Origin of the sequence: Amycolatopsis sp. cg9 (genome assembly GCF_041346945.1) — a bacterium.
In the GTDB taxonomy this organism is placed as follows: Bacteria; Actinomycetota; Actinomycetes; order Mycobacteriales; family Pseudonocardiaceae; genus Amycolatopsis.
Window position 1 is genome coordinate 10028859 of sequence record NZ_CP166850.1, and the last position, 14349, is coordinate 10043207.

Here is a 14349-nt window from a genome sequence, read left to right on the forward strand (position 1 = left end):
TCCTGTGGACAACCGGGGTGTTGTGGACGGATTCCCCCGGCCCGGCCCGGGAACGACCGTTTCCGTCGTACCCGGGTGGCATGCTGGCGGGTTCGGCTAGCTCCGGGACGGGACCGTGCGCTGGACGACCACGCCCAGCACGCCGGGCCCGGTGTGCGCCCCGATCACCGCGCCCAGCTCCGAGACCACGCAGCCCGCCGAGCGCGGCACGGCTTCCTCGAGCCGGTTCGCCAGTTCGACCGCCCGTTCCGGCGACGCGAGGTGGTGCACGGCGAGTTCGACGTCGTCTTCGGCCGCCGCTTCGGCGGCGAGCTCGACCAGCCGCGCGATCGCCCGGTTCATGGTGCGGACCTTCTCCAGCGGCAGGATCCGGCCGTCGGCCATGTGCAGCACCGGCTTGACCGCGAGTGCGGTGCCGAGCAGCGCCGCCGCCGGGCCGATCCGCCCGCCGCGGCGCAGGTGGTCGAGGGTCTCGACGACGAACAACGTCGACGAGCAGCCGGCCGCCGTCACCGCGGCGGCCTCCACCGCGGCCGGCTCGGCTCCCCTGGCCGCGGCGCCGGCGGCGTGCAGCGCGGCGAACCCCAGCCCCATCGCCGTGGTCCGCGAATCGACCACGCGGACCCGGTCGGGCCCCACTTCCTGGGCCGCCAGCACCGCCGCTTCCCAGGTGCCGGACAGCTCGCGCGACAGGTGGACCGAGACGATCGAGTCCGCGCCGTCGGCGAGCGCCGCGCGGTACACCTCGGCGAATTCGGTGGGCGTCGGCCGCGAGGTCGTGACGATCTTGCGCTGCTTCATCGCTTCGGCGACCGCCGCGGGCCCGGTCTCGACGCCGTCGAGGGAGACGACGCCGTCGACGAGGACGTGCAGCGGCACCACCCGGACCGCGTGCCGTTCGGCGAAGCCCTCCGGCAGGTGGGCGGTGGAATCCGTGACTACGGCGACCGACACGCCGTCAGCCTACGTGGCCGGGTGCCAGCGCCGGCGCCAGCAACACGGACATCGCGTCGCCCACCGCCGCGTGCCCCTGCCAGCCCCAGTGCATGCCGTCCGGGTTGCCCTCGCCGCTCAGGACGTGCTCTCCGACAACGGCTTCGAGGTCGAGCAAGGGGACGTTCGCCCGCGCGCCCCACGCCGCCATCGCGGCCGCCGCGGCCGGCCGGGCGGTGTGCACACCGCCGTACGCCGCAGCCCGGTGCACTGACGGGAGCATCCCGAAGACCGGCAGTTCGGGCCGCAGGGCGCGCAGCGCGCCCACGGCGGTGTCGAGGTACTGCACGGTGAGCTTGGCCGGCAGCACCGTGGGACGGCCGCGGAAGGCGACCGAAAGCCGGGGCTGCGCGGCGAGGTAGGCCTTGCGCACCACCCGGCGGACGGGGTCGGGCCGCAGGTACCGCAGCCCGGTGCGCAGGTAGGTCGGCAGCGGCGAAGGCAGCGTGTCCATGCTGCCGACGGCGAACACGACGGCGTCGACGTGGTGCAGGTCGGCCCAGACGCGCGGGTCGCCGGTCAGTGACCACCAGGCGTCGCGGGCGTTCCAGCCGATCCCGGCGACCAGGTCGGCGGTGCCGCCGAGGGCGGAGGCCGCGACGTTGGGCCACAGCCGCGGTTCGTCCGCGGCGCAGGGTCCTTCGGGACCGTGAAAGCTCAGCGAATCGCCGAACACCAGCAGGCGCGGCCCCATCGGTTAGCCGTGCATCCCCGCGTTGTAGGCGTGCAGCCGCCACTTGCCGTCGCGCAGGCCGAGCTCGACCCAGTGGCAGTTCGAGATCCCGCCCAGCGACGGCCAGATCGCGACCGGCAGGTTCAGCAGCCGGGCGGTGAGCGCGATGATCAGTCCGCCGTGCGCGGCCAGCAGCACGGTCTCGCCGACGTCGGAGTTGGCCTGCTGCAGGTCGGCGACCACTTCGCCGGCGCGGTCGGCGACGTCGACCCGGTTCTCCCCGCCCGGCGGGGCCCAGGTCGCGTCGGTGCGCCAGCGGTCGCGTTCACCGGGGTAGGCCGAGTCGACCTCCGCGCCGGTGAGCCCCTGCCACTCGCCGAGGTGCGTCTCGCGCAGGCGCTTGTCGATGCGCAGCGGCACCCCGATGGCGTCGGTGAGCACGGTGGCCGTGTCGGTGGCGCGGCGCAGGTCGGACGCGATGACGAGGTCCGGCGAGAACCGGGCCAGCGCGGGTACCGCGAACCGGGCCTGGTTCCAGCCGCGCGGGGTCAGCGCCGAGTCGAGGTGTCCCTGCATCCGCCCGGCGGCGTTGTAGTCCGTCTCGCCGTGGCGCCAGAGCACGAGCCGCCGCGGGCTCACGGGACGTCCGGGTCCTCGTCGGCGGGTGGCTCCTCGAGCCCGGCCACCTCGATGCGCGGGCAGTCCTTCCACAGCCGCTCGAGGCCGTAGAACGTCCGCTCTTCGACGTGCTGGACGTGCACGACGACGTCGACGTAGTCGAGCAGGACCCAGCGCCCTTCGCGGGCGCCTTCGCGGCGGACCGGCTTGTGACCGCTCTCCCGCAGCTTCTCCTCGACGTTGTCGACGATGGCGCCGACCAGGCGCTCGTTGGACGCGGAGGCGATGACGAAGGCGTCGGTGATGACGAGCTGCTCGGACACGTCCAGCACGACTACGTCGCTGGCCTTCTTGTCCGCCGCCGCGTGTGCGGCCGCTACGGCCAGCTCTCGTGCCTCGGACGTGGCTGCCACGGTGCTCCTCTACAGATCGGGTTCGCCCGAGAAGGGTACCCGCCGGGACCAGCGGGCCTTCAGTCGCTCTTCCGGTACAGGTCCTTCTTGGCGATGTAGCGGACGACGCCGTCGGGGACGAGGTACCAGACCGGCTCCCCGCGTTCGACCCGGTCGCGGCAGCCGGTCGACGAGATCGCCATCGCGGTGACCTCGACGAGGCTCACCTTCCCGCTGGGCAGGTGGTGGGAGTTGAGCCGGTAGCCGGGCCGGGTGACGCCGATGAAGTGCGCGAAGTCGAACAGCTCGTCCGCCTTGTGCCAGGTCAGGATCTGCTCGAGCGCGTCGGCGCCGGTGATGAAGAAGAGCTCGTCGTCGGGGTACTCGGCGTGCAGGTCGCGGAGGGTGTCGACGGTGTAGGTCTGCCCGCTGCGGTCGATGTCCACGCGGCTGACCGAGAACACCGGGTTCGACGCGGTCGCGATGACCGTCATCAGGTAGCGGTCTTCGGCCTTGGTCACCTTGCGGTCGGTCTTCTGCCACGGCTGCCCGGTGGGGACGAAGATCACTTCGTCGAGCCCGAACCGGGACTGGACCTCGCTGGCCGCGACGAGGTGACCGTGGTGCACGGGGTCGAAGGTGCCGCCCATGACCCCGATCCGCCGTGGTGACATGACTCGGGAGCCTATACATCGCGCGCGCGAGGCGCCGGGTGCTGTTCGCCACCTCGCCCGACCGGGCAAGGAGTGTGATTCAGGTCACATAACCACCTGTATTCGTCACGAACGGTCCGTTCGCGCCGCCGCCGATTCCCGGTTCGTCGGTGCCATGGGGTAGACGTGGGGACGTGGACACCACCGGCACCACCTCAGCCCTCCGCGACCGCGCCGAGACCCTCCTCCGGGCGCTGGCCGGCGACTCGGCGAAGCTGCGCGAAGACCAATGGACGGCCATCGAGGCCTTGGTCGCTCAGCGGCGCCGGGCGCTCGTCGTGCAGCGCACCGGGTGGGGCAAGTCGGCGGTGTACTTCCTGGCCACGGCGTTGCTGCGGGAACAGGGAAGCGGGCCGACGGTCATCGTCTCGCCGCTGCTCGCCCTGATGCGCAACCAGATCTCGGCGGCGGCGCGCGCCGGGATCCACGCGGCGACGATGAACTCCGCGAACCCCCAGGAGTGGGACCAGGTCCAGGCGGCGGTCGCGGCCGGCGAGGTGGACGTCCTGCTGGTCAGCCCCGAACGGCTGAACAACCCGGACTTCCGCGACAACGTGCTGCCGAAGCTGACCGCGAGCACCGGCCTGTTGGTGGTCGACGAGGCGCACTGCATCTCGGACTGGGGCCACGACTTCCGGCCCGACTACCGGCGTCTGCGCACGCTGCTGGGCGACCTCCCGCAAGGCGTACCGGTGCTGGCGACCACGGCGACCGCGAACGACCGCGTGGTCACCGACGTCGCCGAGCAGCTGGGCCTCGGCACCGGCGGCGACACGCTCGTGCTGCGCGGCAGCCTCGACCGGGAAAGCCTGCGGTTGTCGGTGTGCCGGCTGCCGACGTCGCAGGCACGGCTGGCGTGGCTCGCCGAGCACCTGGCCGAGCTGCCGGGGTCCGGGATCATCTACTGCCTGACCGTCGCGGCGGCGCACGACGTCGCGTCGCTGTTGAAGGACCGCGGGTACCCGGTGGCGGCCTACACCGGCAAGACCGACCCGGCCGACCGGCAGGCGGCCGAGGACGACCTGCTCGGCAACCGCGTCAAAGCGCTCGTCGCGACTTCCGCGCTGGGCATGGGTTTCGACAAGCCGGACCTCGGGTTCGTCGTGCACCTCGGCGCCCCGTCGTCGCCGATCGCCTACTACCAGCAGGTCGGCCGCGCCGGGCGTGGCGTGGAACGCGCCGAGGTCGTGCTGCTGCCCGGCGAGGAGGACAAGGCGATCTGGGCGTACTTCGGGTCGCTGGCCTTCCCCGACGAGCTGCGGGTGACGCAGGTGCTGAACTCCCTCGCCTACGCCGACCGTCCGCTTTCGACGGCCGCACTCGAACCGTCCGTCGAACTCTCGCGCTCCCGGCTGGAAATGGTGCTCAAGGTGCTGGACGTCGACGGTGCGGTCCGGCGCGTCAAGGGCGGCTGGACGAGCACGGGTGAGGACTGGCAGTACGACCGCGAGCGCTACAAGCGGGTCGCGGAGGCGCGCGACCGCGAGCAGAACGCGATGCTCGGCTACCTGGCGACCGACGGCTGCCGGATGGAATACCTGCGGCGCCAGCTCGACGACCCCGAAGCGGTGCCGTGCGGGCGGTGCGACAACTGCACCGGGAACCACTGGGACACGACGGTGGCGGACGACGTCGCCGAAGCGACCCGGGAACGCCTGCAGCGACCGGGCGTCGAGGTCGCACCGCGGAAGCAGTGGCCCACCGGGATGTCCTCTTTGGACGTTCCGGTGTCCGGCCGGATCTCGGCCGACGACCAGGCCGAGCCGGGCCAGGTCCTCGGGCGGCTCACCGACGTCGGCTGGGGCAACCGGTTGCGGGAGCTCGTCGGCCCCGGCGCCCAGGACACCGACGTGCCCGAATCGGTGTTCAAGGCCTGCGTCCAGGTGCTCGCCGGGTGGCAGTGGGCGGACCGGCCGGTGGCGGTGGTCGCCGTCCCGTCGGAGACGCGGCCGCAACTCGTGTACAGCCTCGCGACCCGGCTGGCCGAGATCGGCAAGCTGGACTTCCTCGGCGCGCTCGACGCGGAAGGGCCACCCCCGCGGCAGGCCAACAGCGCGCAGCGGCTGGCCGACCTGTGGCGGCGGATGAGCATGCCGGCCGACCTCGCCGCCACGCTGCCGGCCGGACCGGTCCTGCTGGTGGACGACGTCATCGACACCGGCTGGACGATGACGCTGGCCGCGCGGCTGCTGCGGCGGGCCGGAGCACCCGCCGTGCTGCCGTTCGCGCTGGCCAGCACGGCCTGAGCGGAAGGAGGACGAAGAAACCGGGCAGTCAGGATCTTTCGCACCGCGAACGGATGTGGCAAAGTCCCGTTCCACCTTCGGGTGACGTGGAGGCCGCCATGACCGAGTCCACCGTGCAGGTGTCGCAGCGCCACCGGCTGCCGGTGCGCAAGCTGTTCGCGGCGAGCGCAGGCAACGCGCTGGAGTGGTTCGACTGGACGATCTACGCGACGTTCAGCATCTACTTCGCCGGTGCGTTCTTCCCCTCCGGGAACGACACCCTGGCCCTGATCAACACCTTCGCGACCTACGCGCTGGCGTTCTTCTTCCGGCCGCTCGGCGGCGTCCTGCTCGGGCGCTTCGCCGACACCCGGGGGCGGAAACCGGCCATGATCCTCACCATCCTGCTCATGGCGGGTGGCTCGGTGGCGATCGGCCTGCTGCCGACGTTCTCGCAGGTCGGCTGGCTCGCACCGATCCTGCTGCTGCTCGCGCGCATCGCGCAGGGCCTGTCGCTGGGCGGTGAGGTGTCCAACGCGTCGGCGTACCTGGGCGAGATCGCGCCGGCGGAACGCCGCGGCCGCTACTCGGCGTTCTTCTACATCTCGACCGGCACGGCGGTGCTCATCGCGACCGTCCTCGGCTTCGTGCTCGCGCGGACCTTGGACAAGGCGGAGCTCACGTCGTGGGGCTGGCGGCTGCCGTTCCTGCTGGGCGGCGTCTTCGGCCTGGTCGGGTTGTGGCTGCGCCGCAGCATCGCCGAAACCGAGCTGTTCGAGCAGACGAAGACCAAGGCCCGCAAGATCGAACGGCCGCTGCTGACCACGCTGACGCACCACCCGAAGGCCGTCGTCCGGCTCGTCGGCTTCACGATGCTCTCGACCCTTTGCTACTACACGTTCTTCAGCGCGCTCACGTCGTTCGCGGTCAAGACCCGGCACGCCGACGCCGACGCCGTCTTCCTCGCCCTTTCGGTAGGCACGGCGTTGTTCATCGCGTTGCAGTACCCGCTCGGCGCTTTGTCGGACCGGTTCGGGCGGAAACCGCAGCTGCTCGTGTGGTCCGGTGCGACCGCGATCGTCGTCGTCCCGCTGTCCACTTTGATCGGTCCGGGCGTCGGCGGCCTGCTCGTGGTGTTCTGCGTCGGGCTCGGGCTGTACACCGCGATGACGTCGATCGCGCCGGCGATCATGAGCGAACTGTTCCCCACCGAGCTGCGCGCGCTGGGGATCGGTGCGTGGTACAACCTGACCGTCGCGGTCTTCGGCGGCACCGCGCCCCTGCTCATCACGCTGTTCGGCGAGGTGTCGCAGACGCTCTACTTCTGGTACGTCGCCGTCGGTGCCGCGATCGCGTTCGCGGTGATCCTCACGCTGCCGGAGACCAAAGGCCGCGAGCTGGAGTAAACCCTTCGTCACCGGCCGGTCACGCTCGCTACGCTGCGGCATCCGCGACCGAGCCGAAGGAGGGACACCGTGCAGACCGCCGACGTTACCGAGGAGCTGGCGCGCCGCGTCGTGACCGCCGCCGGCCGGGCACTGGCCGTCGACCTGACACCGGAGCAGGCGCTGATCCAGGCGTCGCCGCGCGAAGGCGTCGACTACCAGGCGAACCTCGCGATGAGCCTCGGCAAACGGCTCGGCCGCCCGCCGCGTGAGGTCGCTGAAATGATCGCCGGCGCACTGGAGCTCGACGGCATCGCGGGGCCGCCCGAAATCGCCGGGCCCGGCTTCCTCAACTTCGCGCTGCGCGAGGAATGGCTCGAAACGCGCGTCGGCGCGGTGCTCGGCGATCCGCGGCTGGGTGTGCCGGAAACCGCGTCGCCACGGCGGATCGCGCTCGACTACAGCAGCCCGAACGTGGCCAAGGAGATGCACGTCGGGCACCTGCGGACGTCGGTGATCGGCGACGCCCTCGCGCGCCTGCTGCGGTTCGCCGGCCACGAAGTGCTGCCGCACAACCACCTCGGCGACTGGGGTACGCCGTTCGGGATGCTCATCGAGCACCTGCTCGACGTCTCGGCCGGGCGAAGCGGCATCGCCGACCTCGACGCCTTCTACCGTGAAGCGCGCCGGAAGTTCGACACCGACGAGGCGTTCGCGGCCCGTGCGCGCGAGCGTGTCGTGCGGCTGCAAAGCGGTGACGAGGCGACGCTCGCCGTCTGGCGGGAGCTGATCGCCGAGTCGACGCGGCACTTCGACGAGGTCTACGCGCTGCTCGGGATTTCGCTGACGGACCAGGACAGCTACGGCGAGAGCTTCTACAACCCGTACCTCGCCGCGGTGGTCGACGACCTCGAAGAGGCCGGGCTGACCGAGATCAGCGACGGCGCGGTCTGCGTGTTCCCCGAAGGGTTCCGCAACCGCGAAGGCGACCGGCTGCCGCTGATCGTCCGCAAGCGCGACGGCGGCTACGGGTACGCCGCCACGGACCTGGCCACCGTCCGGTACTGGACGGCCGAACGCGGGGCGACCGACCTGCTCTACGTCGTCGGGGCGCCGCAGGCCCAGCACTTCGCCATGGTGTTCGCCGTCTGCCGCGCGGCGGGCTGGCTGACCGGGCGCGCCGAGCACATCGGGTTCGGCACAGTCCTCGGCGCGGACGGCAAGACGATGCGGACCCGGTCCGGCGAGACCGTCAAGCTGGCCGACCTGCTCACCGAGGCCGTGACGCAGGCCGCCGCGGTCGTCGCCGAACGCAGCGAGCTCGATGCGGCGGGCCAGGCCGAAGTCGCCCGGGCGGTGGGCATCGGCGCGGTCAAGTACGCCGACCTGTCCGGCGACCGCGAACGCGACTACGTCTTCGCCTGGGACCGGATGCTCGCCAAGGAAGGCAACACCTCGGTGTACCTGCAGTACGCGCACGCGCGGACGCGGTCGATCCTCCGGAAGGTGGGCGAGCTGCCCCGCGGCGCGGAAATCGTGCTGGAAGCGCCCTCGGAACGGGCGCTGGCGCTGAAGCTGCTCCGGTTCGGCGAAGCGCTGAAGGCCGCGACGAACGGCTACGCGCCGCACAAGCTGTGCACGTACCTGTACGAGACGGCGGTCGCGTTCTCCCGGTTCTTCGAGGAATGTCCGGTTCTGAAAGCGTCTTCACCGTCGCTGCGCGCGTCCCGGCTGCACTTGACTACGCTGACATCGCAAACGCTCGCGCTCGGGCTCTCGCTGCTCGGCATCGAAGCGCCCGACCGGCTTTAGCGGAGACCACTGTGGAACTGCCCGCCGACCTCCTCGCGTTGCTGCGCGAACCCAGCCTCTGCTTCCTGGCGACGTCGATGCCGGACGGCTCGCCGCAGCTCACCCAGACCTGGGTGGACACCGACGGGACGCACATCCTGGTCAACACCGTGCTGGGGCACCAGAAGCAGCGCAACATCGAGCGCGACCCGCGGGTGGCGCTCAACGTGGCCGACCGCGACCGGCCGTCGCGGTACTACGCGGTCCGCGGGCGGGTCGTCGACACGACCGAGGAAGGCGCCGTCGAGCACATCGAGGAGCTCGCGCAGCGCTACCTCGGCGGTCCGTACCCGTGGTGGGGCGGCCGGGACCAGACGCGGCTGCTGCTGACGGTCAAGGCCGACCGGATCAGCCCGTCATGATCATCATCGCCGGCTGGCTCGCGGTCGCGCCCGAAACGCGGAACTCCTACCTGGCAGGGTGCGCCGAAGCCGTGCGGCTGGCGCGGGAAGCGCCGGGCTGCCTCGAGTACGCGCTGGGCGCCGACCTGCTCGACGCCGGCCGGATCACCGTGTACGAGCGCTGGGAGTCCGACGAGGACCTCGAGCGATTCCGCGGGTCCGGGCCGTCGGACGAGCAGTCCGCGCAGATCCTCGACGCCTCGGTGGCGCGCTACCGCATTTCGGCGGTCGAGGCGCCGTGAGCCGCTAGCAGCGTCACGAGTTCGCCGGCCAGGCTCCGGCCGAGCGGCTCGCGGGTCGCGAGCAGGCGGTACCAGAGCACGCCGAACACGACGTCGATCACCGTGCGAGGTGCGACGCCGTCGGGCAGTTCGCCGCGCTCGGCGGCGCGGCCGACGATCGTGCCGAGCGCTTCGCGGCGGCGGTCCAGGAAGTCTTCGCGGAACCGTTTGCCGAACTCCGGGTCGAGCTGCGCCTGCGCCATGAGCGCGCGCAGCGTGTCCGAGACCTGGTTCTTCTCCCCCAGCGCGAACGTGCTGACCAGGAACTGCCCGAGGTCGGCGCGGAAGGACCCTTCGTCGGGGATCGGGATCTGCAGGTCGGCCTTCGTCGCGAGCGCGTCGAGCAGGACGTCGGCCTTCGACGGCCACCAGCGGTAGATCGTCTGCTTGCCGACGCCCGAGCGCGCGGCGATGCCCTCGATGGTCAGCGTGCCGTAGCCCGCTTCGGCGACCAGGTCGAGCGTGGCGGCGAGGATCGCGAGCCGGCTCTGCTCGCTGCGCTTGCGGCCGGGACGGGACTGGTCGGTCATGGGATCCGATGGTACCGTCGATTTCGAAACGAGACGTACCGGTTCGAAATGAGGAACAACGCATGAGCATCGCTCTCGTCGCCGGCGGCACCTCGGGCATCGGCCTGGCGACCGCGCGGCGGCTGCACCGGCAGGGCTACGAAGTCCACCTCACCGGCCGCGGCAAGGAACGCCTGGACGACGTCGCGGCGAGCGACCCGCAGCTGACCGGCCACCAAGCCGACGGCGGCGACGCCACGGCGATGGCCGCGCTGGCGTCGTCGCTGGGGACGGTCGACGTGCTGGTGGTGAGCCTCTCCGGCGCCGAAGGCATGGGGCCGATCGATTCACTGGACCTCGACGTGCTGCGGCGGGCGTTCGACGCGAAGTTCTGGGCGCACCTGACGACGATCCAGGCCGTCCTGCCGCACCTGGCCGCGGACGGCTCGATCACGCTGCTCAGCGCGATCACGGCCCGGGCCGCGATGCCGGGGACGGCGGGGATCGGCGCCCTGAACGCGGCCATCGAAGCACTGGTCAAGCCGCTGGCGGTGGAGCTGGCGCCCCGACGGGTCAACGCGGTCTCGCCGGGCGTCGTCGACACGGCCTGGTGGAGCGGCTTCCCGGCGGAGGTGCGGGAGGGGTTCTTCGCCCAGACAGCGGCTTCGATCCCGGCACGGCGAGTCGCTACGGCCGACGACGTGGCCGAGGTGGTGGCTTTGGCGGCGACGAACGCCAACCTGACAGGCACGGTCCTGGAGGCCGACGGCGGCGCACGGCTGGTGTCGATGGGGTGAAGACCGGCACTTTCACGTGAAAGTGCCGGTCGGCGGCCGGGGGTTGGCGGCGCTCGGCGCGGGCCGGCGACGAGGCCGGGCGCGCCGACCGGGCCGGGGCTGGTGAGAGCGGCCTGTGTGGGTGGTGGAGCGGGGTCAGCGGCGCAGTGGGACCAGGTCGTCCGCGTGGACCACCTCGCGGCGCTGTTCCTCCGGCAGTTCCGGGGTGGAGCGGCCGATCAGGTCCGGGAGTTCCGTCGCGTCGAACGCCACCACTCCGCGGGCCACCGCGCGGTCCTTCGCGTCCACCAGGTCGACCACGTCGCCGGCCTGGAAGTCGCCCTCCACGCCGGTTATGCCTGCTGCCAGCAAGGACCTGCGGCGGCGGACCACCGCTGTCACCGCGCCGTCGTCCAGGCGGAGTTTGCCCGTGGTGTCGGCCGCGTAGCCCAGCCAGAAACGGCGGGCCGACAGGCGGGTGTCCGCCGGGGCGAACGCGGTGCCCGGGGAAGCCGTGGTCAGGGCGGCGGACGCTTCCGAGGCCGCGGCCAGGAGGACCGGGATGCCCGCGCCCGCCGCGGTTCGGGCGGCCGCCAGTTTCGAGACCATGCCGCCGGTGCCCAGGCCGGAGCTGGACATGCCGACCGAGATTCCGTCCACATCGGACTCCGACAGGACTTCGGTCAGCTTGCGGGTCGCGCCCTCGCGGGGGTCGCCGTCGTACAGACCGTCCACATCGGACAGCAGGAGGAGTGCATCGGCGCCGATCAGGTGGGCCACCAGTGCCGCCAGGCGGTCGTTGTCGCCGAAGCGGATTTCCTCCGTTGCCACCGTGTCGTTCTCGTTGACCACCGGGACCGCGCCGAGGGCCAGCAGCCGCGAGAACGTTCGCTGCGCGTTGCGGTAGTGGGACCGGCGGACGACGTCGTCGGACGTCAGCAGCACCTGCCCGACCGTCAGCGCGTACCTCCCGAACGATTCGGCGTACGCGTGCGCCAGCGCCAGCTGGCCGACGCTCGCCGCCGCCTGCTGGGTCGCCAGGTCGCGGGGGCGCTTGCCGAGGGAGAGCGGGGCCAGGCCGGCGCCGATCGCGCCCGAGGACACCAGGACGATCTGGGTGTCGCGGGCGACGCGCTCGGCGATCGCGTCGACCAGCGCGTCCAGCCGGGCCACGTCGAGGCCGCTGCCCGCGGTGGTCAGCGCCGACGAACCGACCTTCACCACCACGCGGCGCGCGGCCGCGATGGCCTGCCGGGTGCCACTCACTCGCCGGCGTCCTGGTCGTCGTCGAACTCGCCCGTGCCTTCACGGCGGATGCGGCGGGCCTCCTTGCGCTCGGACGCGCCGACCCGGTCGCTGCGCTCCAGCCGGACGTCGGTGCCGCGCCCGGACAGGTGGACCGCGACGCTCGGCGTCGACGGCTCCCACTCGAACTGGACGTCGCCGATCGTGACGGGGCTGCCGGGCTTCGCGCCGAGCTTCGCCAGCTGCTCCTCGACGCCCAGGCGGTCCAGGCGGTCGGCGAGGTAGCCGACGGCCTCGTCGTTGGCGAAGTCGGTCTGGCGGATCCAGCGCTCCGGCCGGGCGCCGCGCACGATGAACGCGCCCTCTTCCTCCGGGTCGACCTCGACGGTGAACCCGGAGTCGTCGACCGCGAGCGGCCGCAGGACGATCTTCTCCGGCTCCAGCACCGGCTGCGCCTCGCGGTACTGCTCGACGATCGCCGCGAGCGCGAACGTCAGCTCCCGCAGGCCCTTGCGGGACGCGGTCGAGACCTCGAAGACCTGCAGGCCACGGGCTTCCAGGTCCGGCCGGACGAACTCGGCGAGCTCGGCGGCCTCCGGGACGTCGATCTTGTTGAGCACGACCACCCGCGGGCGCTCTTCGAGCTTCCCGCCCAGGCTCGGCGTGTACTTCGCGAGCTCGGCTTCGAGCGCGTCCACATCGGACAGCGGGTCGCGGCCGGGCTCGAGCGTCGCGCAGTCGACGACGTGCACCAGCACCGCGCACCGCTCGATGTGGCGGAGGAAGTCGAGGCCCAGGCCCTTGCCCTCGGACGCGCCGGGGATCAGGCCGGGCACGTCGGCCATCGTGAAGACCGTGTCGCCGCCGGTGATGACGCCGAGGTTCGGCACGAGCGTGGTGAACGGGTAGTCGGCGATCTTCGGCTTGGCCGCGGACAGCACCGAGATCAGCGACGACTTGCCCGCGGACGGGAAGCCGAGCAGGCCGACGTCGGCGACCGAGCGCAGCTCCAGCGTCAGGTCACGGCTCTCGCCCGGCTCGCCGAGCAACGCGAACCCGGGTGCCTTGCGGGCCTTCGACGCGAGCGCCGCGTTGCCGAGGCCGCCGCGGCCGCCCTGGGCGGCGACGAACGTGGTGCCCGGGCCGATCAGGTCGGCGACCAGCTCGCCGTCTTCGGTGAACACGACGGTGCCGGACGGCACCTTCATCACCAGCGACTCCCCCGCCGCGCCCGCGCGGTTGCCGCCCTGGCCCATCTTGCCGCTGCCGGCCTTGGCGTGCGGGCGGAAGTGGAAGTCGAGCAGGGTGTGCACGTTCGGGTCGACGACCAGCAGGACGTCGCCGCCGTTGCCGCCGTTGCCGCCGTCCGGGCCGCCGAGGGGCTTGAACTTCTCGCGGTGCACCGAGGCGCAGCCGTTCCCACCGTCACCGGCGGTCAGGTGGATGACCGCGCGGTCCACGAACCGGGACGCCATATTCAGCCTCTTTCACGCAAAAAACGGTGCGAGCCACGCTGGGTCTGCCAGCGGCCGCACCGTGGGGGTCCGGGGGCTCGGGCCCCCGGGTTGACACATGGAACGGGCGACGTGTGTCCGCGTATTCCGCGGACACACGTCGCCCCAAAGATCGCCCGTTACGCCTCGGCCGGCACGACGATGTTGACCGTCTTGCGGCCACGCTTCTCGCCGAACTGGACCGCACCGGCGGCCAGGGCGAACAGCGTGTCGTCGCCGCCGCGGCCGACGTTCACGCCCGGGTGGAACTTGGTGCCGCGCTGGCGGATCAGGATCTCGCCCGCGTTGACTTCCTGGCCGCCGTAGCGCTTGACGCCGAGGCGCTGCGCGTTCGAGTCACGACCGTTGCGGGAGCTGGAAGCACCCTTCTTGTGAGCCATAGCTCAGTCCTCTTTCTTACCGAAGATCCGGAGAAGTTCTTACTTGGAGATGGCGGTGACCTCGACGCGGGTCAGCTTCTGCCGGTGACCCTGGCGCTTGTGGTAGCCCGTCTTGTTCTTGAACTTGTGGATCCGGATCTTCGGACCCTTGGTCTGCTCGACGACCTTGCCGGTGACCGAGACCTTCGCCAACGCGTCGGCGTCCGTGGTGACCTCGCCACCGTCCACGAACAGCACGGCGGGAAGGATGTGCTCGGTGCCCGGCTCGCCCTCGAGCTTCTCGACCTCGACGACGTCGCCGACGGCCACCTTGTACTGCTTGCCGCCGGTCTTGACGATCGCGTACGCCGACACGGAAGTCTCCTGCATTACTCGACAATGGGTGGGGGCCCG

16 protein-coding genes are annotated in these 14349 nt (G+C 71.6%); 6 read left to right on the forward strand and 10 right to left on the reverse strand.

Annotated elements, in window-relative coordinates; genetic code table 11:
• Window positions 1–96: 96 nt before the first annotated feature.
• From AB5J73_RS46200 to nadD, 5 genes are read right to left on the reverse strand one after another with little or no spacing between them, the layout of a single operon-like run.
• On the reverse strand, window positions 97–954 hold the full coding sequence (locus AB5J73_RS46200) for a DegV family protein (RefSeq protein WP_370966228.1): 858 nt from the start codon (window positions 952–954) through the stop codon (window positions 97–99).
• Between the two features lie 4 nt (window positions 955–958).
• Window positions 959–1687, reverse strand: a complete 729-nt coding sequence (gene octT / locus AB5J73_RS46205) for a diglucosylglycerate octanoyltransferase (protein WP_370966230.1) — start codon at window positions 1685–1687, stop codon at window positions 959–961.
• 3 nt (window positions 1688–1690) lie between these two features.
• Complete coding sequence (locus AB5J73_RS46210; RefSeq protein WP_370966233.1) at window positions 1691–2305, reverse strand: histidine phosphatase family protein; 615 nt, start codon at window positions 2303–2305, stop codon at window positions 1691–1693.
• Window positions 2302–2697 carry a ribosome silencing factor gene (gene rsfS, locus AB5J73_RS46215; protein WP_003067112.1) on the reverse strand — a complete coding sequence of 132 codons (396 nt, stop codon included), beginning with the start codon at window positions 2695–2697 and terminating at the stop codon, window positions 2302–2304. Before rsfS ends, AB5J73_RS46210 begins: the two co-directional genes overlap by 4 nt.
• Before the next feature lie 59 nt (window positions 2698–2756).
• Window positions 2757–3326, reverse strand: coding sequence for a nicotinate-nucleotide adenylyltransferase (gene nadD, locus AB5J73_RS46220; RefSeq protein WP_370973546.1), 570 nt, complete (start codon window positions 3324–3326; stop codon window positions 2757–2759).
• A gap of 197 nt (window positions 3327–3523) precedes the next feature.
• Between nadD and AB5J73_RS46225 the strand changes: the two genes are divergently transcribed.
• The 5 genes from AB5J73_RS46225 to AB5J73_RS46245 all read left to right on the forward strand — a co-directional run bounded on the left by AB5J73_RS46225 (window position 3524) and on the right by AB5J73_RS46245 (window position 9493).
• A complete protein-coding gene (locus AB5J73_RS46225) occupies window positions 3524–5635 on the forward strand; it encodes a RecQ family ATP-dependent DNA helicase (RefSeq protein ID WP_370966237.1) in 2112 nt (703 codons plus the stop codon).
• A 98-nt stretch (window positions 5636–5733) separates the two neighbouring features.
• Window positions 5734–7020, forward strand: coding sequence for an MFS transporter (locus AB5J73_RS46230; protein ID WP_370966239.1), 1287 nt, complete (start codon window positions 5734–5736; stop codon window positions 7018–7020).
• A 69-nt stretch (window positions 7021–7089) separates the two neighbouring features.
• Window positions 7090–8811, forward strand: a complete 1722-nt coding sequence (gene argS, locus AB5J73_RS46235) for an arginine--tRNA ligase (RefSeq protein ID WP_370966242.1) — start codon at window positions 7090–7092, stop codon at window positions 8809–8811.
• Between the two features lie 11 nt (window positions 8812–8822).
• Window positions 8823–9212 carry a PPOX class F420-dependent oxidoreductase gene (locus AB5J73_RS46240; RefSeq protein WP_370966244.1) on the forward strand — a complete coding sequence of 130 codons (390 nt, stop codon included), beginning with the start codon at window positions 8823–8825 and terminating at the stop codon, window positions 9210–9212.
• Window positions 9209–9493 (forward strand): putative quinol monooxygenase, encoded by a 285-nt coding sequence (locus AB5J73_RS46245; RefSeq protein WP_370966246.1) that lies wholly within the window; start codon window positions 9209–9211, stop codon window positions 9491–9493. The genes AB5J73_RS46240 and AB5J73_RS46245 overlap by 4 nt, the downstream gene beginning before the upstream one ends.
• Here AB5J73_RS46245 and AB5J73_RS46250 read toward each other — a convergent pair.
• The gene (locus tag AB5J73_RS46250) at window positions 9463–10062 is read right to left on the reverse strand and encodes a TetR/AcrR family transcriptional regulator (protein ID WP_370966248.1); all 600 of its coding nucleotides are present in this window, start codon (window positions 10060–10062) and stop codon (window positions 9463–9465) included. The two genes, AB5J73_RS46245 and AB5J73_RS46250, sit on opposite strands and share 31 nt — an antisense overlap.
• 62 nt (window positions 10063–10124) lie before the next feature.
• On the opposite strand from AB5J73_RS46250, the gene AB5J73_RS46255 reads away from it, so the two are divergent.
• Window positions 10125–10838, forward strand: a complete 714-nt coding sequence (locus AB5J73_RS46255) for an SDR family oxidoreductase (RefSeq protein ID WP_370966251.1) — start codon at window positions 10125–10127, stop codon at window positions 10836–10838.
• 135 nt (window positions 10839–10973) lie between these two features.
• Here AB5J73_RS46255 and proB read toward each other — a convergent pair whose 3' ends face one another.
• The 4 genes from proB to rplU form a co-directional block, all read right to left on the reverse strand.
• Window positions 10974–12083, reverse strand: a complete 1110-nt coding sequence (gene proB, locus AB5J73_RS46260) for a glutamate 5-kinase (protein WP_370966254.1) — start codon at window positions 12081–12083, stop codon at window positions 10974–10976.
• Window positions 12080–13537 (reverse strand): GTPase ObgE, encoded by a 1458-nt coding sequence (gene obgE, locus AB5J73_RS46265; RefSeq protein WP_370966257.1) that lies wholly within the window; start codon window positions 13535–13537, stop codon window positions 12080–12082. The genes proB and obgE overlap by 4 nt, the downstream gene beginning before the upstream one ends.
• 158 nt (window positions 13538–13695) lie before the next feature.
• A complete protein-coding gene (gene rpmA / locus AB5J73_RS46270) occupies window positions 13696–13956 on the reverse strand; it encodes a 50S ribosomal protein L27 (protein WP_020645663.1) in 261 nt (86 codons plus the stop codon).
• 39 nt (window positions 13957–13995) lie between these two features.
• Window positions 13996–14310, reverse strand: coding sequence for a 50S ribosomal protein L21 (rplU, locus tag AB5J73_RS46275; RefSeq protein ID WP_086858022.1), 315 nt, complete (start codon window positions 14308–14310; stop codon window positions 13996–13998).
• Between the last annotated feature and the right edge of the window lie 39 nt (window positions 14311–14349).